The sequence below is a fragment of the Halorussus sp. MSC15.2 genome, assembly GCF_010747475.1.
Classification (GTDB): Archaea; Halobacteriota; Halobacteria; order Halobacteriales; family Haladaptataceae; genus Halorussus.
The window spans coordinates 155,051-176,726 of the sequence record NZ_VSLZ01000007.1; the positions used below are offsets into that span (position 1 = coordinate 155,051).

Here is a 21,676-nt window from a genome sequence, read left to right on the forward strand (position 1 = left end):
CGTTTACTACAGGGCGGTCCGTGGGTGCCGACCGGGATAGTCCGTCCGTAACTTCGTATCGCCTCGCTCCGGCGCGAAACCACCGCGGTAAGCGCCCGTTACTTTCGCGGAAATCCGGGCGAAGCTACCGAAGTGTTGACCAAAAACCGCAAGTAATCGCGGGACGTGTATCCGAGTATGTGGGGTTCCCGGAGTAACCGGGGAAACGACTCGGTCGATTGCATCGCCTGCGGCGAGACCATCCGTCGTTCCGACGCGCGCGAGTACGACAAGGAAGGTGACCGCTGGGAACGCAAAGGCAAGACGTTCGAACACCTCTGCAAGGAGTGTCACACCGAACTGTGTCACCAACCGAGAGACGAACTCGAAGACCTGCTGGTAGACATCGACGCCGGGGGACTGACCGAAATCGAGTTCCTCTCCCGCTACTGTCAGGCCGTAGAGGACCGCTACGGTCCGCTCGACCACGAGCGATGAATCGGCATTACTGCCGGGAGCGACGGGGTAGCGTCACTACCGTCAGAGACGGTCTAACGCCTTCGACGACGAGCGGTCGCGCCGGAGCGGACGCGGTGACGACACCGTCGCTCCGATACGCCTAACTATTCGACTCCGTTATCCTTCGGTATGACGAGCGACGCACAGGCCGAGGCCGGCACCCCAGAAGGGCAAGGCCCGGTCGAGATATCCCCTGAATTGGCAGACCGACTCGAAGAGAAGCGCGAGGAACTCTTCGAGAAGTTCGAAATCCGCGACGAGTTCCCGCAGAAGGTGCTGACCGAGGCCGAGAAGCGCACCGAGGACATCCAGTCCGAGATTCGAGACGAGGTCGAGGAGCGCGAGGACCTCCGGGACAAGACGACGTGGACGACCGACCCCATCGACGCGCAGGACTTCGACGACGCCCTCTCCATCGAGGAGCGCGACGACGAGTACGTCCTCTGGGTCCACATCGCCGACGTGACCCACTACGTCAACCCGGAGACCAACATGTGGGAGGAGGCCGTCGAGCGCGCCAACACCGTCTATCTCCCCGACTACACGATACACATGCTCCCGCCGGTGCTCGCGGAGACTGTCTGCTCGCTGGTGCCCAACGAGGACCGCCTCGCCCACACCGTCGAGATGCACCTCGACAAGGAGGACTTGGGCTACGAGAGCATCGACATCTACAAGTCGGTCATCAACAGCGACGAGCGACTCACCTACACGCAGGCCGAGGACCGCATCGAGGACGAGGACGCCGACCTCCACGAGGAGAACGAACTCGCGTTCGAGTTGGCCGACAAGATGCACCAACAGCGCAAGGAGGAGGGGAGCCTCGTCCTCAACCCCCGGCGCGACCGCGCTCACACCATCATCGAGGAGTGCATGCTGAAGGCCAACAAGGCCGTCACGCACACGCTCATGTGGGACCGGGGCGTCGAAGCGATGTACCGAGTCCACCCGCAACCGAGTCCCGACGAGTGGAGCGAGGCCCTGCAGGAGATTCAGGACCTCGACGGCGTCTCGATTCCGGGGTCGAAGTGGGACGACCCCCGACAGGCGGTCAACGCCACGCTCGAAGACGCGCCCGACCGCCAACTCGACAAGATTCAGTGGGCCGTGATGAAGGTGATGCCCCGAGCGCGGTACATGAACGACCCGTTCGGCGGCCACCACGCGCTCAACTTCGAGATTTACGGTCACTTCACCAGTCCCATCCGTCGACTCAGCGACCTCATCAACCACTGGATAGTCTACACCAACGACGTGCCCGAGGACCTCGTGGCGCTCTGCGACCGCGCGAGCGACAAGCAGGCCGACGCCGAGGCCTGCGAGCGCGAGTACAAGAAGTTCCTCGAAGAGGTGGGTCTCGACGCCGCCGCGGTCAACAACCGCGGTATCGAAGTCGTCGAGGAGTAACTACAACTCCTTCTCGCGGACGTAGTCGGTGACGGTCTCGCCCTCGAACTCGGACTCGCGCTCGCCGACCGTCCGGTAGCCCCGACTCTCGTAGAAGGCGTTGCCGACCTCGTTGTCGGCCAGTACGAGGAGTCGGAGTCGCTCGGCCCCGCGGTCGGCCGCCCACGACTCGACCCGGTCGAGCATCGCGGACCCGACGCCCTCGCCCCAGTGGTCGGGGTGAACGTAGATGCGCGGGAGTTGGGCCGCGGCGTCGTCCGCGTCGCCGAGGACGCTCTGCGCGAAACCGAGCAGTTCGGTTTCGGCGTCCTCGCCGTCTCCCTCACGCTCCGCGACCAGAAACAGGCCGTCCTCGCGCTCGACCGACTGGCGCAGGCGGAAGAGGTCGTACCAATCGTCCACGACCGTCTCGACGGCTTCAGCGCCCAGAATGCCGTCGTAGGTCGCGTGCCACGACTCGCGAGCGACGCGGCGCACGTCGGCCACGTCGTCGGGTGTCGCGGGGCGAATGTTTGCGTCGTCCATGCGTCGTGGGTGTGCGACCGGCGACAAATAGGTTTCGTGAGCGTCAACTTCGCTACTCCCCACGCGAACCAAAAGCGGTATGAATAGAGTGTCATAAATTGTACCTGATGGAACGTAGAACATTTGTTCGAGGTGTCGCGAGTGCAGCGTTCGCGGGAACACTGGCCGGTTGTACCGGTGGCGGTAGTGGGAACGACGGTCCGTCGCCTCCCGCCGAGGACGCGAACCCGAAGGAACTGCTCCCGGACGCACCCGAGGGCTTGACCCGGACTCAATCCCAGCAACAGTCGGCCGGGATGGTCGGCGCGGAAGCGGGCTACTCGGCAGGGTATGACGACGAAGATGGTAACCACTACGCGGTAGAGATTCTCCGATGGTCATCGAAGAAAGACGCCAAAGACAAAGGTTCGGGCGTGTACTCCGACGGTTGGTCGGTGTACGTCGTGCTTGGAAACTTTGGATTCGCCGCGAAGGGACCCGACGTGGAAACGGCGAAGGAACTACTCGCTAACTCCAGCGCTCTCACGAAGCAGTACGTCGAGAACAACAACCTGAACGCCTGAACAGCGTTTCACAACTTCCTCCGGTGGACGCCAGATTCACGGCCGCGCCCGCACAAACTTCGCCATGGCCGAGTATCCGGACCGCGAGTCGCGCAACGTCCTCGAACCGGGATGTTCGCGGTGTCCCGCGTTGGCCGAGTCCCGCGAGTGCATCTCGTGGGGGAACGGGTCGCTCGACGCCGACGTGGTGGTCGTCGGGGAAGCGCCCGCCTTCGGCGACCCGGAGGCCGACCGCTGGCGGGGCGGTAACTGGACGGGGATGGCCTACACCTCCCGGCACTCGGGCCGGGCGGTCCGGGACCTATTCGCCAACGCGGGCCTCGCGCCCGAGGACCTCTATTTCACGAACGCAGTGAAGTGCTTTCCAGAAGACTCCGAGAACGACGAGGCGGAGGACGACGGACACCCGACCAACCGCGAACCGACGGCAGCGGAGCGCCAGAACTGCCGTGGCCACCTCGCGACCGAACTCGACCGAATCTCCCCCGCGGTGGTCGCGGCCACCGGCAAGCACGCCACGGTGGCGCTGTTAGGGGACCTCCCCGATGGGTTCCTCGATGCGGTCCTCGACCTCCGGGACCTCCCGGAGTTCGGGACGACCGTCCTCCCGCTGCTGCACCCATCCTACCAGAACGTCTGGCTCCCGCGAATCGGGTACGACCGCGAGGAGTACGTCGCCGCGATTCGAGAGGCGGTGTCGGCGTGCCGGTGAGAGTCCGTGGCGCAGACGCACTGCCGGGACTCGCCCGCTTTCAATACTGGACAGTCCTTTTAAACAAGAATGCCGATTAATGGGACGATGAGTATCATCGCGGAGTTCACGACGCCCGCCGGTGAGTTCGCGCTGGGCGACGCGCTCGCCGCCCACCCGGACGTTCGCGTCGAACTGGAGAAGGTCGTGCCGACGCGCAAGGAGATACTGCCGTTCTTCTGGGCGTGGGGCGAGACGCTGGCGGAGTTCGCCGAGACGGTCCGCGAGCAACCGAGAGTCGAGTCGCTGGAGGTCGTCGACAGCATCGACGACCAGACCCTCTACCGAGTGGAGTGGTCGGACGTCGTGGCCGACCTCGCGCGAGTCATCCAGAGCGTCGATGCCACCGTGTTGGAGGCCAGCGGACAACGCGACGTGTGGCGATTCGAACTCCGCTTCCCGTCTCACGACGCCGTCCGGTCGTTCCAGTCAGACTGCATCGACCACGACATCTCGCTCGAACTCCAGCGACTCCACTCGCTGACCGAAATCGACGCCGACGGCACCTACGACCTGACCGCCGAGCAGCGCGACACCCTACTGACCGCGCTCGAACACGGCTACTTCGAGGAACCGCGGGACGTCACGCTCGAAGAACTCGCCGACCTGCTCGACCTCTCGCCGACCGCCGTCTCGGGCCGGATGCGCCGGGCCGAGGCGAAACTCATCGCCCGGACGCTGGTCACCGACACCTGACCGGCGGAATCGGTCTCACAGCAGTCCTTCTTCGCGGGCGAGCAGGAGCGCCTCGATGGTGGCGTCGTTGGCGGGGGCCTCCCGCGCGGCGTCGAGGGCGTCCTCGACGGGCATCGCTCGGACCGAGAGGAACTCGTTGTCGTCCAGGTCGCGTTCGACGGGCGTCAGGCCCTCCGCGAAGACGATTCCCCGCTCGTGGCGCAGGACGCCGGTCGAGCAGTAGAAGTCCTCCAAGAGGCTGACGCCCGCGGCGTCGAACCCGGTCTCCTCGCGGAGTTCGCGCGCGCCGGCGACCGTGTAGGACTCGCCGTCCTCGACGATTCCGGCGGGACACTCCAGACACGTCTCGCCGATGACCGGTCGGTACTGCTCGACGAAGACGACCTGCCCGTCGGTGACCGCCAGCACCACGACCGCGGGCGGGAGTTCTGCCCAGTAGTACTTCTTGGTCGAACCGTCGGGTTGCTCGACGAGGTCGTAGCCCCCGGTGTACCACCCGGTTTCGTACTCCGCGACCGACTCGACGACGCGCCAGTCCTCGCTCATGTGGGGTGGGTCGGGTGCCGGACGCTAAAGCGTGACTGCTCGTCTCGGCCATCCGACCGGAATCCGAGCGCGTTACGACTCCGACTCGGTCTCCCGTCCGGCGGCCTGCGATTCCTTCCCGTTCTGCTTGCGGAGTTGGTGGACGAGGTTGAGGTGGAGCAGGTGGAGGTGCATCCCGATTCCGAACAGCAACAGCCCCATCCCGACGAAGATGAGGGGGAGGAGTATCGCGTCGACGGCGGCCGCGACGCTCCCGAGGTTCGCGGGGAGGACCGTGACCACGGCCAGCGCGAACGCGAGCAGTATCACCGCGAACCCGGTCTTGACGAGGCGGGAGTACCGACCGACTTGCTGGATTCGCGACTCGATGTCCGACTGACTCAACGGCGACTCTCCGTCAGCCATGCTTCGGAGTGCGGTCCCCGCTCGTGGTCGCCCCTGTCCGGTCGGCCGTGAACATGCTGCCGCAAACGTACAGCGTCGGAGGCTTAGTAGCTTGTTGCCCGTCACGCTCCGACTGGAGAATCGCTGACGGACCTCTCGATTCCCGGTCGCAGGTCGGTCACTCGGACTCCGTCACCTCGCCCGAGATGTCCGGGAACAGGCTTATGCCGGTCGGACACGACCAAACGCGTAGCATGAGCGAGGTATCCGAGAGCGTCGGCCGCTACCTCAGCGCCGTCCACCTGCTCACGGCGGAGACCGACCGCCGTGCGGGCACCGGCGAACTCGCGGAAGTGCTCGACGTGAGCGACGCCAGTGTCACCGGCATGGTCACGTCGCTCGACGAGCGCGGTCTCGCGGACTACGAGAAGTACGAGGGCGTCGTCCTCACCGACGACGGCGAGGCGGCGGCCCGCGAGTTCACGTGGCGGCGGTGCGTCGCCGAGAACTTCCTCGAAGACGACCTCGACCTCGACGTGGCGGCGCTCCGAGACGGCGACGCCGACGACCCGCGCGCCATCGGACAGGCGCTCTCCGAGGAGGCGGTCCACCGACTCAAGAACCTCGTGGACCACCCCTGCGACGGGAAGTGCAGCGCGCCCAACCACGAGTACAGCGCGTGCAGTGACGAGGTTCGCGGGACGGCCGAGCGCGCGGAGGCGGTGCGCGAGGACGACGACCTCGGTCCGGCGGACGACGTCGACGTCGATTCGTAACCGTCCTCCGACGGGAACTCCTCCGGTTCTCCGGACCACGGAGGTCCCAGACCGGGTTCAAAGTCCGCTTACTGCGCCACGAGGTCGCGATAGACGCGACCGAACGCCTGCCGTCGGAGGGTCGCCACCGCGGCCCGGCGCTCGTTCTCGTACGTCGCGGCGACGACGGTCTCGCCGAGCGCGTCGTGCCACGCGACGTGCCCGACGTTCTCCGACCCCTCTTCGCTCACCTCGCGGTCGCGGTCGGCCAACCACTCCTCGTACTGCTCGCGCGTGCCGGTCCGGACTTCGAGCAGCGACGCGAACAGGGCGTCGCGCGCCGTCTCGACCACCTCGCCGGTCACGCGCTCGCCGTACTCGTCGGCGTCGAACGCCATCGCCCTCGCCGTCTCCTTGACGACGGTCTGGGCCGCGGGACCGACCGCCTCGTAGCGCTGCCGTACCTCGGTCTCGCTCTCGGGCGCGAGAAAGCCGTGCGTCTCCATGGTCGGGCGTTCGGAGGCCGGGGACTACTGGTTTTCGTCCTCCGCTCGGTCCGACACGGAGTCGTCACCGACGGGACCGCAGCAGTCACTCCTCGTCGTCCTCGCCGTCGTCGTCCAGCATCTCCTCGGTCATCTCTTGGGCCTCCTGCAGAATCCCCTGCGCTTCGGCGTCGAGCGCAGGCGCGCCCGCACCGCCGCGGCCGCTGGCGCGCGACCCGCGGCCGCGCTCGTTGGCGCGCTCCAACTCGTCCTCGAAGAGGTCGCCCGCCTGCGGTTCGTCGCCGTGGCCGTGGTCGTGCGTCGTGTCCTCGAACACCTGCGGGAACTCGACCTCCTTGGCGAACTCCTCGATGCGCGCCGCGAGTTCGTCTTCGCCGTCCTCGCTCCACCCGGGCGCGTGGTCGTCCAGCCACGCCTCGTGGTCGTCGTCGCCGAGCATCGCCGTGAACGCGAGGTGGTTGGCGAGGTGTTCGGCGTCGGACTGGGGCGTCTCGCAGACCGGACAGGCGTATCCCATGCCCGGTCGTAGGTCGCCCGCGCCGAAAAGCGCCACGCTCGACGCCGGACCGCCGGCGATACTCCGGCGCTCGCTCGACTCGGGTGCGCACGTTCGACCGACCGCTGTCGTTCGAGAACTCCCAGTCTCGATTGCTCAAACGTCGAGGTCCACGACCATGATGAGCGCGTCCTCGCCGTCGTCGTAGTATCGCGGGATGGTCCGGAGGAACTCGAAGTCGAACTCCCGGTACAGCGACACCGCGCGGTCGTTGCTCGCCCGGACCTCCAACTTCACGCTCCGCGCGCCCCGGACCTCCAGCACGTGAAGCGCGCGCTCCAGCAGTCGCGCGCCGACGCCCTCGCCGCGGTGGTCGGGATGCACCGCGATGTCCTTGACGTGGCCGAACGGTCGCCCGTGGTTGGGGACGAGGTCGGCCACGACGTAGCCGACGACGCTCTCGTTCGACTGCACGTCTCGCTCGTCGCCGTCTTCGACCAGCGGAGTTCCCGGGCCGCCTGCGACCGCCACCAGAAAGCCGGGTTCGCCGAGGTATCGCTCGAACGCGGAGAACGGCCACGGCTGGTCGAACGAGGCCCGCTCGATGCGGAGTACGGCCAGCAGGTCTGCCTGCACCGCCTGCCGAATCCGCACGCCGTCGCCGTTCCCCGCGTGAGTCGTTGTCACTGGCCGCGGTTTCTCGCCCGACCCTTAAGAGTGTCATGCCCGAAATCGACCCCGTAATTCTTTAGTAGCACTAATCATAAGAACGAAATGCACTCTCCGGCCGGAGGTGCAAGCTCCCGAAATCTCCCCCACCCACCCCCACCTTTTGGATAGTCTTCCCGCGAATTTTGGATGCGATTGCACATATATTAGCCAGCCCTGCGAATGTCCGGGTAATTTTGTGACTGAATTATAATTATGTATTATCCAATCAGAAAGTTTTCAATTCTAACCATTACACTACTATGATAGGGTTAGTACCCCTGTTGAAAAAATGAACAGAAGGAATATCTTGAAGAAGATGGCTGCTACAGGCGGATTAGCAATCACTGGCCCTTCGATAGTGGCAAGTGGTAATGTGGAGGCAATGGATGGCAACTGTGGTCGGACAACTAACTTTGATTGTCAACACTATACAGGCACTGATTGCCCCCAGACGCAATGGAAGTGTTCTGACAAGTGGGGTCAATTTGACACAAGTGACGGTGCAATTTCTCAGGGGTCTTCCCTTGCATGGTATCATGGCGAATGGTACTCCTCAAGGGGATGGCTACATGACATGGCACTCTCGACAAACATCGCTGCCCGATGGCAATATACAGATGGGAGTCTTCAGCCTAGCAATAATATTGGGGGACAGTATTATGACATGACTCTTGGCCGCCCTAATAGTGATTGGACAATCACCACCCATGACAACCGGGATTACTTTGGTGTATATCCGAATAATATTAGTAATAGTGATACTCTACCGGACAAGTTTGAAATCCCAATTGATGTCGCTTTAGGCGCTCTTCATCCAGGGATTGCCTTCGCAGTAGCACTTGATGACTTCGCTGCCACTTTGGATGACAATAACGGTGTCAACCAGACCTCGGATGGATGGGAACTGACTCACCATCCTGCTTCATGGGAAGACCGTTGGTCGGACGCCTCTCATTTCCAGCGATTTTTCGTTGCAGGTCCTGAAGGTATGATCGCTGGTGCAGAACATCTAAACATCAAAACAGGCTGTAGCCAAGGTAGTTTGGGGAATACTGCAACTGAAGTTGAGTATTCAGTCAGTTTCTTCGAAGATGATGAACCGTCTGTTCAGTCAACACCCACCCAAAACGGGGAAAAGTTGATCTTCACCCTGAACGCATGAGTAAATCAGCAAAAGAAAAGTATGGTATTGAAAAAGTGACTGAAAACACTGAAATAAGCACTCACGATATTTCTGGTGAAAAACCAGAATACATAGCAACTAATCTCCCTATCTCCGTTTCCTTGAAGTGAAACTGGCGAAATAAAGGAGAAGAGGTAAAAGAAAAACTTTCCTTTATTTATTTAGATGCAGCTTGAGCCAATCGTCATTGGTCTAATCATCATTCTTGTAGGGTCTCCCTGGATATTATTCCCTAATAAAGTATCTAAAATTAGAAATACTCCGGGGATGGCAGACCAGGAGGAGATAACTGAAACGGGCGTCTTGTTCTATCGAATCTTTGGCATCCTTATTATAATTATGGGATATATCGGAATACTCTTCGAGTATTACATCTGAGGCTACAAGTAGATAATCGCTACTAATAAAAAAGCAATAGTTCTGCCCTTTAGTCGTCCGCGGGGGTCGCGCCGGAGCTACCGCCTTCGGCCTGCTTCTTCGTGTGCGAGAGCTTGCCACCGTCGGCCAGAATCTCGCGTTCGCGGGCGGAGGCGTCGAGGTGGGCCGTCGCTTCCCAGTCGTCGTTGACGCGCACCGTGAACTCTTCCTGACCGGAGCGGACCGCTTCGGCCACGTCGTCCACGATTTCGATGTCGTCGCCCTGCTGAATCTTCGCGTAGGTCTCCTCGTCGATTTCGAGCGGGATGAGACCGAAGTTGAAGAGGTTCGCCTTGTGGATGCGGGCGAAGCTCTGGGCGAGGACGCCCTCCACGCCGAGGTACATCGGGCACAGCGCGGCGTGTTCGCGCGAGCTACCCTGTCCGTAGTTCTCGCCCGCCACGAGGAAGCCGCCGTCGGCGTCCAGCGCGCGCTGGGCGAAGCCCTGGTCCACTCGCGAGAGGGTGAACTCCGAGAGCTTCGGGATGTTCGACCGGAACTTCAGGATGTCCGAGGTCGCCGGGATGATGTGGTCGGTCGTGATGTTGTCTTCCATCTTCAGGAGCGCCTCTCCTTCGAGGCTGGCCTGAAGTTCGTCCTTCAGCGGGACGTCGCCGATGTTCGGCCCCTTGATGAGTTCGTCGTCGGGAGCCTCGTCCGGCGAGATGAGGTCCACGTTGCTGCCCGTGTACTTCTCGGGCATCTCGAAGCCGGGGTCCTCGAGGTCGCCGAGTTCGTCGGCGAGGTTGCGCGGGTCGATAATCTCGCCCTTGATGGCGGCCGCGGTGGCGACTTCGGGCGAGCAGAGGTAGACGTTGTCGTCCTCGATACCCGAACGGCCCTCGAAGTTACGGTTGAACGTCCGGAGCGACACGGAGTCGCTGGCCGGAACGTGACCGATGCCGATACAGGCACCGCACGTCGCCTCGGAGAAGTTGACCCCTGCGGCCATCATCTCGGAGACCCAGCCCTCGCGGGCGAGCATCTCGGAGGCCTGCTTGGAACCGGGTGCGACTATCATCTCGGTCGTCTTGTTGGTCTCGCGGCCTTCCAGCATCTTCGCGGCCGGGAGGATGTCCTCGTACGCGCCGTTGGTGCAGGAACCAATCATGACCTGATCGACTTCCGTGCCTTCGACCTCGCTGACGGGCACGACGTTGTCGGGCATCGACGGCTTCGCGATGAGCGGTTCGATGTCCGAGAGGTCGATGGTAATCTGGTCGTCGTAGTTGGCGTCCTCGTCGGGACCGATTTCGACGTAGTCCTCGGGGCGACCGAGACGTTCGAGGTAGTCCTTGGTGTTCTCGTCGGTCGGGAAAATCGAGGAGGTCGCACCGAGTTCCGTGCCCATGTTGGTGATGGTCGTCCGCTCGGGGACCGAGAGGCTCTCGACGCCCGGACCGGTGTACTCGAAGATTTTGCCCACGCCGCCCTTCACGGAGAGGCGTCGGAGCATCTCGAGGATGACGTCCTTCGCGGTGGCCCACTCGGGGAGTTCACCTTCGAGTCGGACGTTGACGACTTCCGGCATCTCGATGTAGTACGCGCCGCCGCCCATGGCGACCGTCACGTCGAGACCGCCGGAACCGATTGCGAGTTCGCCCAGTCCGCCGGGGGTCGGCGTGTGGGAGTCCGAACCCAGCATCGTCTTGCCGGGCGCGGCGAAGTTCTCCTTGTGGACGTTGTGACAGATACCGTTCCCGGGTCGCGAGAAGTGCGCGCCGTAGGTGCCCGCGGCCGAGCGCAGGAAGCGGTGGTCGTCCGTGTTCTTGAAGTCGAACTGGTAAGTCTGGTGGTCGCAGTACTGCGCCGCCAGTTCCGTCTGTACTTCGTCGAGACCGAGCGCCTCGAACTGAAGCCAAACGAGCGTCCCAGTCGTGTCCTGTGTGAGGACCTGGTCGATTTCGATTCCGATTTCCTCGCCTGTGGTGAGATCTCCCTCGACGAGGTGGTCCTCGAGGATTTTCTCCGTTAGCGTCTGTCCCATATCGTTCAAATATCTGCCCTCCTCGGGTATAAATCCCGCGTGTTTCGGTTCTTGATGGTTGTTGTAAATCCCGGCGCTGTAGGGCAAAAATTGTGCCAACCGAGTCGCGTTCTCACGCCGCCGCGAGTTCGCCAACGCTATAGTTGCGCGGTGGAACCGAACGCACATGTTCGAGAGTGGCCCGTTCGTCGCCGAACATATCTCGGAAACCGACGACGAGCAAGTTCAACCCAACGGTGTGGACCTCACGCTGGAGGCAGTCTACGAACAGCGCGAACCCGGACGAATCGGTCGAGACGGCAAGCAAATCGGCGACCGCCGGCGACTCGAAACGCAGCAGGTCGCAGACGACGCGCCCGAGACCTACTACCTCACTCCCGGCGGCTACGTCGTTCAGTACGCCGAAACCGTCCGAATACCCGAGAACCACGTCGGTTACATCTACCCCCGGTCGTCGCTGCTCCGTAACTCCTGTATGCTGAACACCGCGGTCTGGGACGCCGGATACGAAGGCAAGGGCGAGGGCCTGCTTCAGGTCCACCACGACATCGAACTGGAACGGGGTGCCCGCATCGCGCAACTCGTCCTCGCCGAGGCCGACCACGAGGGGACATACGGCGGGTCGTATCAGGGCGAGAACGTCTGAACCGGCGATTTTTCGGTCTCGAACGAGGCCCGTCCAGTGGTCGAACCGCACTCTGATTATAGGCGTCTAACTGTTTCACTTTTTAATCGTACGACGGTTCTGTTTCGCCTCCGTGAAACGGAATTGCGGATTTAATTGCTAACGTCGAAAATACAAGTCCGCATGTTAGATAGAACGAACTTCGACCGCCGAACGTTTCTGAAGACGACGGGTGTCGCGGGGGCCGCCGCGACGCTCCCGTTCTCCGGGACCGCGGCCGCGGTGAGTACCGACGACGTCATCGACGACTCATTCGACCTCTCGACGACCGGTCTGAAGGAGTCGCTCGTCGTCTTCGAGTCGAACGAGCAGGTGGACCGCCTGCGTCACCTCGACCTCGAAAACGGCTATCACCGGTTCGAGGTACTCCCCATCGGCTACACCGAACTCACGAACGACCAGATTCGGACCGTGGCCGACTGGGCCGAAGTCCGCTACGTCCAGAAGAACGTGGAACTGGAGTACCACAACGACGACGCGCGCTCGACCACGGACGCCGACGCGGTCCACTCCGACCTCGGGTACACCGGGTCGGGTGCCCACTCCGTCGTCATCGACTCGGGCGTGGACGGCGACCACCCCGACCTGAAGGACGACCTCGTGGGCAACTGGCGGTACGTCAACCCCCTCTCCAGCACCGAGGACACGATGTGGGAGGAGGTCGGGTCGCTGGACACCGACGACAACGGCCACGGGACCCACTGCTCCGGTTCGATTACGGGGTCCGGGAAGAAGAGCGACGGGCAGTACAAGGGCATGGCCCCCGACGCCGACCTCACCGTCTACTCGGCGGGACTGACCCTGCTCATCGTCAAGCCCGTCGCGGCGTACGACCACCTGCTCTCGCGCGTCCGAGCGGGAGAAATCGACGTACAGGTCGTCTCCAACTCCTACGGCGCGTCCGGCGGGCCGGACTTCAATCCCGACGACGCGATGAACGTGGCGACGTGGCACGCCTTCCAAGAGGGCATCCTCCCGGTGTTCTCGGCGGGCAACTCCGGGCCGGGCACGAACACGCTGAACCCCTACGCCACAGCGCCCCACGTCCTCGGGGTGGCCGCCACCGACGACCAGAAGAAGGTCACCGACTTCTCCTCGCGCGGTCGGTCGCCGAGTTACGACGGCCCGACCAACTACAAGCGAAAGAAGGCCCTCGACAACCTCTCCGAGTACCACGCCGCGGATAAGACCGAGACGCAGGTCGATTCGGGGAGCTACTCCGGCACCGTGGACGCGACGGCGAGCGCGTACCGCGAGTGGAACGCTCCGAACAAGGCCGGGTACGTCGAAGCCACGCTGTCGTGGACGCCCAGCGCGGAAGACCTCGACTTCTACCTCCGCGAGGGCAGCAAAGACGGGACCGTCGTCGCCAGTAGCGCGTCGCTGAACCACCCCGAGGACCTCGCCGGAGCCATCGAGGGCGGCGAGACCTACTACTTCGAGGTCCGGCCCTTCGCCAACGTGGCCGCCGACTACGCCATCGAGTTCACGGCCTACGAGGGCATCACCCGCGACGTGACGCCGCTGGGCGTCTACCGCAACGGCGTCGGCGCGCCCGGGAACCTCGTCATGAGTACGCTCGAACCCGACGACCCGCTTCAGGCCTACTACGAGGACACCGAGACGTGGTACGGTCGCATCAGCGGGACGAGCATGTCCTGCCCGGTCACGGCGGGTGCGGCCACGCTCCTCGCGGACGCGTACTACCAGAACCACGGCGAGTACCCCGACCCCATCGACGTGCTGAACACCGTCGAAGCCACGGCGAAGGACTACCACGACAGCTACACCGTCGAGAGCATGGGCGCTGGCTTCGTGGACGCCTACGACGCCGTCCGGCGGGCCGAATCCGGCGACTGGGCCTCGTTCGGCGAGGTGAAACTCGTAGACGACTAGCGAACCGCCGGAAATCACCTATCCCTTCCGAGTTCGTCTCGACAGGGTCGTTCCGAATCAGAACGGAACCCGCACTGAGTCAGACAGTCGTGCGAGAGAGTTGGCATCCCGTCGGAGCGGTGCTCGGAAACCCCCGCCGTCTCACACCTCGGTGTCGGCCGCGGCCACGACGTTGGTGTCGCTGGTACCCGACAGTTGGACCCACGTTTCGCCGCCGTCGGCGGAGACCTGCACCGGGCCGAACGCGTAGGCGTTCGAGAGGTCGGCGGAGTCGGGCGCTTCCGCGAAGTAGGTCGCCGACACGCTGTTGCCCGCGCCGAGGTAGACGTACTGGGCGTCGCCCGCCCGCTCGACGCGGTTCACGTCGTCGCTCTGTTCCTCCAGCACGTTCCACTCGCTCGGCACCGCGTCACGGACTTCGACCGCCTCGCTGGCCTCGGTCGAGATGTCCACCCGATTCGTCTGTCCGCCCGTGAACGCGTCGCCGTCGTCGCTCCGCGCACCCGCCGCGACGAACCCCTGCACGGTCGCCGTCGAGAGGTCGAAGTGGACCTGCACGTCGTCGCCGTTGACGACGCCCGGAACGTTCACCAGTTTGGCGACGACGTAGTAGACGCCGCCGGAGTCGGTGGTGAAAGTCGCGGTGGGACTGCCTTCGAGACCCTGCGCTCGCGCGACGACGTTCGGTTCGCCGTTCGCGGCGGGGTTCTCGGCGTCGTAGACGTAGAGGTCCACGTGGGGGTTGCCCTTCGCCGCACCCTCGTCGCCGCCCGAGAGGTGACTGAAGGAGACGGACGCCTCGTACGTGCCCGGTTCCACGTCGAGGTAGCCTGCCGCGGCGCGCTCGTCGTCGGGGACGTTCAGGCCCACGACCTCCGCGGACGCGCCCCCGAGCGCGAGTTCGCGGGTCGCGGCGTCGATGGCGGGTCCGGGGTTCACCCGTCCGAAGCCCTCGTAGGGGTCCCGGCCGCCGAAGTCGTACGTCGGGGTCTTCGCGCGGTGGTAGGGGGCCGCGGTGAAAGCCGTCTCGGTCGCGGTGGCCAGCAGTGTCTGCTTGAGGCGCATCACGTCGTCGAACCCGGACTCGGCGGGCGCGGGGAGCGAAATCGCGCCGGGCGCGTCCTCCTCCATCGCCTGCGCGACCAGCCCCGAGACGCCGGTCGCGTAGGGCGAGGCCATCGAAGTCCCCGCCTTCCCGGTGTAGTCCCGAACTGCGGGTTGTTCGTCTCCGGGCGTGTCGGCTCGTCCGGCCTTCGCCGCGTTGGCGGGGTCGGTGACGGTCCCGCCGGGCGCGGTCAGGTCCGGTTTCATGTACGCACCACCCTCGTCTTCGTCCACTGCACCGATGCCGCCCGACGAGTAGCCCGAGATGCCGTCCAGCGGCCCGGTCGCGGCCACCGAAATCGCCTCGTCGGCCACCGCGGGCGACCCGTTCCCGTTCACCGGGGTCGCGGCGTTTCCGGCGGCCGCACAGGTCAGGATGCCACCTTCGGTGACGTCCCGTATCGTCGCCGGAATCCGGTCGAGGGTGCCGGCGGCCGCGCCGAGCGGCAGGCCGCCGACGTAGCCCCACGACATGTTCACGGTGCGTATATTGAACGTGTCCGCGAACTGCTCGGCCAGTCGGCCGAGGTCCTCGGTCGGGGCCGAGAGTCCCTGCAGGCAGACGATGCTCTGGTCGGGCGCGAGTCCGGCGTGGAATCCGGCGTCACCCGATTCGTCGCGCTCGCCCACCGTCCGTTCGGGGTCGCGAAACGCGCCGACCGCGACCTCCTCGACGTAGGCCGCCGTGACTTGTTCGCCCTCGGCGGTCTCGACGTAGACGGTGTACGTTCCGGTCTGCTCTGCGGGGGTCTCCACGACGTTGTTGTCCCACTCGCTGGCGTCGTCAGTGGCGGTCGAACTGTCGAGCGTCTCGCCGTCCGGTCCCTCGATGCGCATTCGGACGAGGTCGCCGTACGCCGACCCGAAGACCCCGGTCCCCGCCTCGGTCTCGACCTCGTAACTAAGCGTCCCGTTCGTCACCTCCGAGAGCGCGGTTCTGGGGGTCTCGTGCTGGACGGAGTCGGCGTCCACGGCGCTCGCACGGCCCGTCCCCGCCATGATAGACGAGCAGTGCGACCCGTGGCCGTCGGGGTCGCGGGGCTTCTTCCGGTAGCCGTACCGCGACCCGGGGTCGTACCAGCCGACCGCCTTCGGGGTGTCCGGGGTTGGTTCACCGCCGGTTCCCTCGAAGACCACGCCGTCGTCGTACGTCTTGACGGTGCCCGTCACGCGGTAGTAGTCCGCCGATATCTCGTAGCTCGTCGTGGTGTTGACGTCCGCCTCCACGGCGAACCGATACCGGCGCTCGTTCTCCACGGGCGCGACCAGTTTCTCGGGCAAACTCCCGGTCGCGCTCCGAGTCACGGTCTCCCAATGGCCGTTCACGTACTCGTCCAGTCGGAACTCCAAGTCGTTGCTGGCGTCGGCGTTGGGAGACCACGAGAGTTCCGCGTCGATTTCGTCTACGCCGCCGGGCGCGGTGAACTCGTGGGACGCCTCCTCGCCGGTGGCGAAGCTTCCCGGACCCATCGTGGCCGAGAACGACTCGCCGTCGTCGGTCTCCGTTCTGGACGCGGTGTTGTCCTCTGGTTTCGTCAGCTTCAGTTCGCCGTCCTCGACGAAGGCCGTCACGCCGTTCCACGGGCCGAGGTCGGGATGGCGGGTGTCCTGTCCGGAGTCGGTCAGCGCGAGCGTCCGGTCGGGTCTACCGCGGTAGCCTCGGTCCCACGCGTGCTGGGCCTCACGCGCCCGCCAGTTCCGGAATCGCCCGGCGAATCCCTCGCCCGCGGTCGCCTCGCCGACGCCGAGACCGACCGGGCCGGACGCCGCGGCCAGCCCGGCCGCTTTGACCAAGGTCCGCCGCCGGATACCGGAGTCGTTCTCGCTCGATTCGTCGTCGTCTGTCGAGTTCTCTGGGTTCATCTGAACTACCTCGCCGTGGTTCGACCCACGCGGAATCAGAGAAAACCACTTTTGACAAAACCGTCCAAGGGTGGTATCTCAACCGGCACTCGGATTAAATGGGTTACGTTAATCGAGCGTATTTTTAACCCGCGACCCGAACGACGACACATCGAACTGCATGGTCCGACGGACCGTCCGAATCGCACTCGTCGCTCTCGCCGTCCTCTCGGTCGCCGGACTTCCGACTCTCGGTCTCGGGGTAGATACCGACGGTGTGACCGGCCAAGCGGCGGCTTCAGGGCCACTCACTACGACGGAACTCCTCACCACGTCGGTTCTTCCCACCACGACCGAGGTGGTCCCGACGACAACGACGACAACGACGACAACGATGACAACGACGACAACGACGACAGAGACCACGCCGACGACGACAGAGACCGCGACGGACCGACCGCCAACCGACGCGACGACCGTCGAGGTCCCGAACGAATCCGGGGCAGTGACGAACGCGACCGGTGAGGTCGCGGACGCGACGGCTGAGACCGACGGTCCGACGACTGCCAACGGAGCGGTGACGAACGTGACCGACGACCCGACGAACGCGACCGGCGCGGTACCGAATCGGACCGACGAGGTGCTGACCGCGACCGACCGCGTGACGAACGACACTCGCGACGTCCTCGTGACCGCCTCGGACGCGCGACCGACACGAGTTCCGTCTCGACTGTTGAAACTTCGACCCGCCTCCTACTCTCCTCCTCGTCGTCGCTGGTCGATACCGCCGGGGATTCGCTCGACGAGGAAGAGACGGCCAGCGATGCGACGACCGGGTCATCGTCCCCCGACGCGCCGTCTGACCGGGACGGCGACGGAACGACCCCGGCGAGCGAAGCGACGGTCACCACCGTCAGAGACGCTCCGGCGGTCACTGCGAGCGCGTCGGCCGGGAGCGGCGGACCCACGAACGGCGAGAGACCCAGAACCGGTTCCCAACCGCTCGTCGGCGTCGGGACGCTAACCGCGGCCGCGCTACTCCCGCACCTCGCGGACGGACTCGCGGTGGCCGGGAACGCGGGACTCGCTTCGGCGTCGTCGGCTGTCGTCGCCCCGACCGCGGGGATTCGCCGGAGACTGCGAAGCCGATTCGACCGTCTCTGGCGCTTGCTCGCCCCGTTCAGGTACAGCCGTTGGGACGACTCGGACCCGCTTGACCACGAGGGCCGCGAGGCGCTCTACGAGACCATCGAGCGCTCGCCCGGCGCGTACCTGTCGGCGGTCTGCGAGTCGGCCGACGTGCCGGTCTCGACCGCCCGTCATCACCTCGACGTTCTCGAAGACGAGGGGCTGGTTACGACCGTCAAGGTCCGCGGCAAGCGCCGGTTCTACCCGGGCCGCGCCGAGGACGCGGAACTGGTCGCGGCGCTGGAGGACGAGGGGACCGCGCCGGTCCTCCGCGCGCTCGGTCGCCTCGGGGACTCCCACGGCGGCCGCCTCGCCGACGAACTCGACCGCGACCCCAGCACGGTCTCCCACCACCTCTCTCGCCTCGAAGACGCCGGACTGGTCGAGCGCGAGCGAGAGGGTCGGGCGGTCGTGAACCGACTCTCGCCGGAGGTTCGCGGGGTGCTTCGCGGGGACGAGGAGACCGGCGACGAGGAGACCGACACCGAGTCCGAGGCTTCGGCGATTGCGGACTGACGGAAACGTCCTCCGATGGGAACGACTACCCGAGGTCGAACATCTCGGCGGCCTGCGCCATGTCCTTGTCGCCCCGACCGCTCAGGTTCACCAGAATCACGTCGTCCTCGTCCATGTCGGCGGCGAGTTCTCGCGCCAGCGCTATCGCGTGGCTGGACTCCAGCGCGGGGATGATGCCCTCCAGTTCCGAGAGCGTCCGGAACGCGTCGAGGGCCGCGTCGTCTTCGACGGCGCGGTAGTCACACCGGCCGACCGCGCGGAACATGGCGTGTTCCGGGCCGACCGCGGGGTAGTCCAGTCCGGCGGACACCGAGTGGACTTCGGTGTCCTCGTCGAGCGTGCGAGTCTTCATTCCGTGCATCACGCCGTCCTCGCCCTCCGACAGGGGCGCGGCGTGCTTGCCCGACCCCTCGCCCTCGCCGCCGCCCTCCGCGCCGTAGAACTCCACGCTGTCGTCGTCCCGGAAGGCGTGGAACAGGCCGATGGCGTTCGACCCGCCGCCGACGCAGGCGACCGCGGCGTCGGGGAGTCGCCCCGCTTTCTCCCGAATCTGGTCGCGGGCCTCGCGGCCGATGACCGACTGGAACTCCCTGACCATCCGCGGGAAGGGGTCCGGCCCGACCGCGGACCCGACGAGGTAGTGAGTGTCCGCGACGTTCCCGGCGAAGTCTTCGAGCGCGGCGTCCACCGCGTCGGCGAGACCCGACCCGCCGCGAGTGACCTCGTTGACCTCCGCGCCCAGCAGGCGCATCCGGAAGACGTTCATCTGCTGGCGCTCGGCGTCCTTCTTCCCCATGTAAATCTCGGTCTCGATGCCCAGCAGCGCGCCGACCATCGCGGTGGCGACCCCGTGCTGGCCGGCCCCGGTTTCGGCGATGAGTCGGTTCTTCCCGGCCTCCTCCGCGAGGATGGCCTGTCCGAGGCAGTTGTTTATCTTGTGCGCGCCGCCGTGGAGAAGGTCCTCGCGCTTGAGGTAAATCTGCGCGCCGAACTCCTCGGACGGGCGCTCGGCGTGGAAGAGCGGCGTCGGTCGCCCCGCGAAGTCTTCGAGGTAGTTCCGGAACCGCCGACGGAATCGGTCGGTGTCGTGAATCTCGTCGAACGCCCGCGACAACTGTTCGAGCGGTTCTTCGAGCGGTTCGGGGACGTGTCGCCCGCCGAACCCCTCGAAGTTCCCGGTCTGCGTGTCTTCGTCTGGCATGAATCCTGAATTCTCACCGAGTTACATAAATCTTCAGCGCACTCGCGTCTGAGACGCTCCTTTCCGGTCCCATCAGTTTAGAGGAGGTTCGGCCCGCGGACTATTCGGACGCTCGTGCAGCGGTTGCGGTCCGGGTCTCGCGCTCCGCGATGCGAGAAACGTCGAGCAGAAAACATACATCCGCCACGCGGGAAGCCGACCGCATGAACCGGCGTCTCAGTTCGCTACTTGCCCTCACGTTCCTGCTCGTCACTGCCGGATGCGCGGGGTCGGTCGGCAGTTCCCCCGCCGGAGGCGAGGGGGAGTTCCACGCGGTCGTGGTCGAGGAAGCGCCGCCGAACGCGACCGTCCTCGCGTCCGACGACCCGCGAGTCGAGGCGAACGAGTACCTCCGGCGGGCGGTTCGCAGGGCCGCCGCGAACGGGTCGGACTCCGTCGTCACGGTTCCGGAGGCGGACGTGGAGCGAACGAAGGACGATGTGGCCGCGTTGCCGACGTACACCCTGAACCAATCGAGTTCGGCCGAGCACCGATGGGGCCACTACGTTCGCCACGACGGGACCGTGGTCAACGTCCAGTTCGTCGTGCTGGACTGACGGGTTACGCCACGTTGCGCTCCTCGACCAACTCTCCCGACTCGAACCGCTCGCTCCCCAGCGCCGAGACGTCCACCAGCGACGCCTCGCCGTCGAACACCAACTCGGCGACTATCTGCCCCGTCGCGGGCGCGTGCTGGAAGCCGTGGCCCGAGAAGCCCACGGCCTGCACGAACCCCGGGACGGTCTCTTCGAGTATCGGGTGATGGTCGGGCGTGACGGCGTAGAGTCCGGCCCACCCCCGGCGAATCTCGGAGTCGGGACCGAAGTACGTCGCGCAGTCGCCGGCGCGCTCGATGGCCTCGACGGCCCAGTCGAGGTCCGTCTTCCGGTCGAAGCCGTCCGGGTCGGCGTCGGGGTCCGAGACACCCTCGAAGTGCCCCCCGACGAGCGCCGCGCCGTCGCGCTCGGGTCGGAAGTGCGACCCCCTGTCGAGGTCGATTGTCAGGGGCACGTCCTCGGGGACCGGCGTCTCGGGTTCGACGACGAGAATCTGGCGGCGCTTGGGCGCGACCGGAATCTCCACGTCGGCCATCGCGGCGACCCGCCGCGCCCACGGTCCGGCGGCGTTGACCACGAAGTCGGTCTCGCGGCGCTCGTGCCCCTCGACGGTGAGACCGGTCACGCCGTCGCTCTCGCGGTGAATATCGGTCACGACGGTGTCGGTCCGAATCTCGGCCCCGGCGTCGCGGGCCGCGGCGGCGAACCCCTGTAGCGCGAGGTGCGGGTCGGCGAACCCGTCGGTCGGCGAGTAGGTCGCGGCGACGAACTCGTCGGTGCGGAGACCGGGGCAGTACTCGGCGGTCTCCTCGGGGTCGAGCAACTCGCTTGGCACCCCGAGGTCGTTCTGCATGGCGACTTGCTCCTCGAACGCGCGGGCCGTGTCCGCCTCGCGCGCCGCGAAGAGGTACCCCGACCGCCGGTAGGCGATGTCCGTACCGAACGTCTCCTCGAACGCCTCCCAAACCGCCATGCTCGCCAGCGACAACTCGACGTTGACGGGCGTCGAGAACTGGGCGCGGATGCCGCCGACGGAGCGCTCGGTGCTGCCGTTCCCGAGCGACCCCTTCTCGTAGACGGTTACGTCGGCCCCGCGCTCGGCGAGGTAGTGGGCGCTGGCGAGTCCGACGATACCGCCTCCGACGATGGCGACGTTCATACCTCCCCGGAGGGCCGCACGCGAGTTAATCGTTACCCCGTTTCAGGCTCTCCGGAGCGCGCTG

At 65.1% G+C, this 21,676-nt stretch carries 23 protein-coding genes; 12 read left to right on the forward strand and 11 right to left on the reverse strand.

Annotated elements, in window-relative coordinates:
- Nucleotides 1–177 precede the first annotated feature (177 nt).
- Entirely contained in the window at nucleotides 178–477 is a 300-nt protein-coding gene (locus tag FXF75_RS20015; RefSeq protein WP_163523839.1) for a hypothetical protein, read from the forward strand.
- A gap of 150 nt (nucleotides 478–627) precedes the next feature.
- Entirely contained in the window at nucleotides 628–1,905 is a 1,278-nt protein-coding gene (locus FXF75_RS20020; RefSeq protein ID WP_163523840.1) for a ribonuclease R family protein, read from the forward strand.
- Here FXF75_RS20020 and FXF75_RS20025 read toward each other — a convergent pair whose 3' ends face one another.
- Nucleotides 1,906–2,430, reverse strand: a complete 525-nt coding sequence (locus tag FXF75_RS20025) for a GNAT family N-acetyltransferase (RefSeq protein ID WP_163523841.1) — start codon at nucleotides 2,428–2,430, stop codon at nucleotides 1,906–1,908.
- A gap of 107 nt (nucleotides 2,431–2,537) precedes the next feature.
- On the opposite strand from FXF75_RS20025, the gene FXF75_RS20030 reads away from it, so the two are divergent.
- From FXF75_RS20030 to FXF75_RS20040, 3 genes are all read left to right on the forward strand, one after another.
- Complete coding sequence (locus FXF75_RS20030) at nucleotides 2,538–2,993, forward strand: hypothetical protein (RefSeq protein ID WP_163523842.1); 456 nt, start codon at nucleotides 2,538–2,540, stop codon at nucleotides 2,991–2,993.
- Between the two features lie 64 nt (nucleotides 2,994–3,057).
- Nucleotides 3,058–3,705, forward strand: coding sequence for a uracil-DNA glycosylase family protein (locus FXF75_RS20035; protein WP_163523843.1), 648 nt, complete (start codon nucleotides 3,058–3,060; stop codon nucleotides 3,703–3,705).
- An 87-nt stretch (nucleotides 3,706–3,792) separates the two neighbouring features.
- Nucleotides 3,793–4,440, forward strand: coding sequence for a bacterio-opsin activator domain-containing protein (locus tag FXF75_RS20040; protein WP_163523844.1), 648 nt, complete (start codon nucleotides 3,793–3,795; stop codon nucleotides 4,438–4,440).
- A gap of 15 nt (nucleotides 4,441–4,455) precedes the next feature.
- Here FXF75_RS20040 and FXF75_RS20045 read toward each other — a convergent pair whose 3' ends face one another.
- Nucleotides 4,456–4,986, reverse strand: coding sequence for an NUDIX hydrolase (locus FXF75_RS20045; RefSeq protein ID WP_163523845.1), 531 nt, complete (start codon nucleotides 4,984–4,986; stop codon nucleotides 4,456–4,458).
- 72 nt (nucleotides 4,987–5,058) lie between these two features.
- Nucleotides 5,059–5,391 (reverse strand): hypothetical protein, encoded by a 333-nt coding sequence (locus FXF75_RS20050; RefSeq protein WP_163523846.1) that lies wholly within the window; start codon nucleotides 5,389–5,391, stop codon nucleotides 5,059–5,061.
- A 233-nt stretch (nucleotides 5,392–5,624) separates the two neighbouring features.
- On the opposite strand from FXF75_RS20050, the gene FXF75_RS20055 reads away from it, so the two are divergent.
- Complete coding sequence (locus FXF75_RS20055; RefSeq protein WP_240334815.1) at nucleotides 5,625–6,146, forward strand: metal-dependent transcriptional regulator; 522 nt, start codon at nucleotides 5,625–5,627, stop codon at nucleotides 6,144–6,146.
- A gap of 68 nt (nucleotides 6,147–6,214) precedes the next feature.
- On the opposite strand, the gene FXF75_RS20060 is transcribed toward FXF75_RS20055, so the two are convergent.
- The 3 genes from FXF75_RS20060 to FXF75_RS20070 form a co-directional block, all read right to left on the reverse strand.
- A complete protein-coding gene (locus FXF75_RS20060; RefSeq protein ID WP_163523848.1) occupies nucleotides 6,215–6,631 on the reverse strand; it encodes a DUF5809 family protein in 417 nt (138 codons plus the stop codon).
- A gap of 85 nt (nucleotides 6,632–6,716) precedes the next feature.
- Nucleotides 6,717–7,148: a DUF5810 domain-containing protein gene (locus FXF75_RS20065; protein ID WP_163523849.1), complete on the reverse strand. Its 432-nt coding sequence runs from the start codon at nucleotides 7,146–7,148 to the stop codon at nucleotides 6,717–6,719.
- Between the two features lie 135 nt (nucleotides 7,149–7,283).
- Entirely contained in the window at nucleotides 7,284–7,814 is a 531-nt protein-coding gene (locus tag FXF75_RS20070; protein WP_163523850.1) for a GNAT family N-acetyltransferase, read from the reverse strand.
- Nucleotides 7,815–8,412: 598 nt separating this feature from the next.
- Between FXF75_RS20070 and FXF75_RS20075 the strand changes: the two genes are divergently transcribed.
- Both FXF75_RS20075 and FXF75_RS23225 read left to right on the forward strand, forming a co-directional pair.
- A complete protein-coding gene (locus tag FXF75_RS20075; RefSeq protein ID WP_163523851.1) occupies nucleotides 8,413–9,000 on the forward strand; it encodes a hypothetical protein in 588 nt (195 codons plus the stop codon).
- Nucleotides 8,997–9,131, forward strand: coding sequence for a hypothetical protein (locus FXF75_RS23225; protein WP_275897449.1), 135 nt, complete (start codon nucleotides 8,997–8,999; stop codon nucleotides 9,129–9,131). The genes FXF75_RS20075 and FXF75_RS23225 overlap by 4 nt, the downstream gene beginning before the upstream one ends.
- A 317-nt stretch (nucleotides 9,132–9,448) precedes the next feature.
- Here FXF75_RS23225 and FXF75_RS20080 read toward each other — a convergent pair whose 3' ends face one another.
- On the reverse strand, nucleotides 9,449–11,425 hold the full coding sequence (locus FXF75_RS20080; RefSeq protein WP_163523852.1) for an aconitate hydratase: 1,977 nt from the start codon (nucleotides 11,423–11,425) through the stop codon (nucleotides 9,449–9,451).
- A 166-nt stretch (nucleotides 11,426–11,591) separates the two neighbouring features.
- Between FXF75_RS20080 and FXF75_RS20085 the strand changes: the two genes are divergently transcribed.
- Both FXF75_RS20085 and FXF75_RS22245 read left to right on the forward strand, forming a co-directional pair.
- Nucleotides 11,592–12,071, forward strand: coding sequence for a deoxyuridine 5'-triphosphate nucleotidohydrolase (locus FXF75_RS20085; RefSeq protein ID WP_163523853.1), 480 nt, complete (start codon nucleotides 11,592–11,594; stop codon nucleotides 12,069–12,071).
- A gap of 162 nt (nucleotides 12,072–12,233) precedes the next feature.
- Nucleotides 12,234–14,006 carry a S8 family serine peptidase gene (locus FXF75_RS22245; protein ID WP_205427913.1) on the forward strand — a complete coding sequence of 591 codons (1,773 nt, stop codon included), beginning with the start codon at nucleotides 12,234–12,236 and terminating at the stop codon, nucleotides 14,004–14,006.
- A 141-nt stretch (nucleotides 14,007–14,147) separates the two neighbouring features.
- Here the strand turns inward: FXF75_RS22245 and FXF75_RS20100 are convergent, their stop codons facing one another.
- On the reverse strand, nucleotides 14,148–16,973 hold the full coding sequence (locus tag FXF75_RS20100) for a S8 family serine peptidase (protein ID WP_163523854.1): 2,826 nt from the start codon (nucleotides 16,971–16,973) through the stop codon (nucleotides 14,148–14,150).
- Between the two features lie 108 nt (nucleotides 16,974–17,081).
- The gene (locus FXF75_RS20105; protein WP_163523628.1) at nucleotides 17,082–17,522 is read right to left on the reverse strand and encodes a hypothetical protein; all 441 of its coding nucleotides are present in this window, start codon (nucleotides 17,520–17,522) and stop codon (nucleotides 17,082–17,084) included.
- Between the two features lie 495 nt (nucleotides 17,523–18,017).
- On the opposite strand from FXF75_RS20105, the gene FXF75_RS20110 reads away from it, so the two are divergent.
- A complete protein-coding gene (locus FXF75_RS20110) occupies nucleotides 18,018–18,656 on the forward strand; it encodes a helix-turn-helix domain-containing protein (protein WP_163523855.1) in 639 nt (212 codons plus the stop codon).
- 25 nt (nucleotides 18,657–18,681) lie between these two features.
- Here the strand turns inward: FXF75_RS20110 and trpB are convergent, their stop codons facing one another.
- Nucleotides 18,682–19,857 carry a tryptophan synthase subunit beta gene (gene trpB, locus FXF75_RS20115; RefSeq protein WP_163523856.1) on the reverse strand — a complete coding sequence of 392 codons (1,176 nt, stop codon included), beginning with the start codon at nucleotides 19,855–19,857 and terminating at the stop codon, nucleotides 18,682–18,684.
- Between the two features lie 203 nt (nucleotides 19,858–20,060).
- On the opposite strand from trpB, the gene FXF75_RS20120 reads away from it, so the two are divergent.
- Nucleotides 20,061–20,453, forward strand: coding sequence for a hypothetical protein (locus tag FXF75_RS20120; RefSeq protein WP_163523857.1), 393 nt, complete (start codon nucleotides 20,061–20,063; stop codon nucleotides 20,451–20,453).
- Between the two features lie 4 nt (nucleotides 20,454–20,457).
- Here FXF75_RS20120 and FXF75_RS20125 read toward each other — a convergent pair whose 3' ends face one another.
- The gene (locus FXF75_RS20125) at nucleotides 20,458–21,612 is read right to left on the reverse strand and encodes an FAD-binding oxidoreductase (RefSeq protein WP_163523858.1); all 1,155 of its coding nucleotides are present in this window, start codon (nucleotides 21,610–21,612) and stop codon (nucleotides 20,458–20,460) included.
- Between the last annotated feature and the right edge of the window lie 64 nt (nucleotides 21,613–21,676).

Bases quoted from the DNA above. Each gene is read 5' to 3' on its own strand.
- FXF75_RS20120 (WP_163523857.1), top strand. From the start codon at position 20,061: ATGAACCGGCGTCTCAGTTCGCTACTTGCCCTCACGTTCCTGCTCGTC.
- FXF75_RS20035 (WP_163523843.1), top strand. From the start codon at position 3,058: ATGGCCGAGTATCCGGACCGCGAGTCGCGCAACGTCCTCGAACCGGGA.
- trpB (WP_163523856.1), bottom strand. From the start codon at position 19,857: ATGCCAGACGAAGACACGCAGACCGGGAACTTCGAGGGGTTCGGCGGG.
- FXF75_RS20020 (WP_163523840.1), top strand. From the start codon at position 628: ATGACGAGCGACGCACAGGCCGAGGCCGGCACCCCAGAAGGGCAAGGC.
- FXF75_RS20085 (WP_163523853.1), top strand. From the start codon at position 11,592: ATGTTCGAGAGTGGCCCGTTCGTCGCCGAACATATCTCGGAAACCGAC.
- FXF75_RS20055 (WP_240334815.1), top strand. From the start codon at position 5,625: ATGAGCGAGGTATCCGAGAGCGTCGGCCGCTACCTCAGCGCCGTCCAC.
- FXF75_RS20050 (WP_163523846.1), bottom strand. From the start codon at position 5,391: ATGGCTGACGGAGAGTCGCCGTTGAGTCAGTCGGACATCGAGTCGCGA.
- FXF75_RS20040 (WP_163523844.1), top strand. From the start codon at position 3,793: ATGAGTATCATCGCGGAGTTCACGACGCCCGCCGGTGAGTTCGCGCTG.
- FXF75_RS20075 (WP_163523851.1), top strand. From the start codon at position 8,413: ATGGCACTCTCGACAAACATCGCTGCCCGATGGCAATATACAGATGGG.
- FXF75_RS20100 (WP_163523854.1), bottom strand. From the start codon at position 16,973: ATGAACCCAGAGAACTCGACAGACGACGACGAATCGAGCGAGAACGAC.
- FXF75_RS22245 (WP_205427913.1), top strand. From the start codon at position 12,234: ATGTTAGATAGAACGAACTTCGACCGCCGAACGTTTCTGAAGACGACG.
- FXF75_RS20030 (WP_163523842.1), top strand. From the start codon at position 2,538: ATGGAACGTAGAACATTTGTTCGAGGTGTCGCGAGTGCAGCGTTCGCG.
- FXF75_RS20080 (WP_163523852.1), bottom strand. From the start codon at position 11,425: ATGGGACAGACGCTAACGGAGAAAATCCTCGAGGACCACCTCGTCGAG.
- FXF75_RS20025 (WP_163523841.1), bottom strand. From the start codon at position 2,430: ATGGACGACGCAAACATTCGCCCCGCGACACCCGACGACGTGGCCGAC.
- FXF75_RS20045 (WP_163523845.1), bottom strand. From the start codon at position 4,986: ATGAGCGAGGACTGGCGCGTCGTCGAGTCGGTCGCGGAGTACGAAACC.
- FXF75_RS23225 (WP_275897449.1), top strand. From the start codon at position 8,997: ATGAGTAAATCAGCAAAAGAAAAGTATGGTATTGAAAAAGTGACTGAA.
- FXF75_RS20060 (WP_163523848.1), bottom strand. From the start codon at position 6,631: ATGGAGACGCACGGCTTTCTCGCGCCCGAGAGCGAGACCGAGGTACGG.
- FXF75_RS20125 (WP_163523858.1), bottom strand. From the start codon at position 21,612: ATGAACGTCGCCATCGTCGGAGGCGGTATCGTCGGACTCGCCAGCGCC.
- FXF75_RS20065 (WP_163523849.1), bottom strand. From the start codon at position 7,148: ATGGGATACGCCTGTCCGGTCTGCGAGACGCCCCAGTCCGACGCCGAA.
- FXF75_RS20015 (WP_163523839.1), top strand. From the start codon at position 178: ATGTGGGGTTCCCGGAGTAACCGGGGAAACGACTCGGTCGATTGCATC.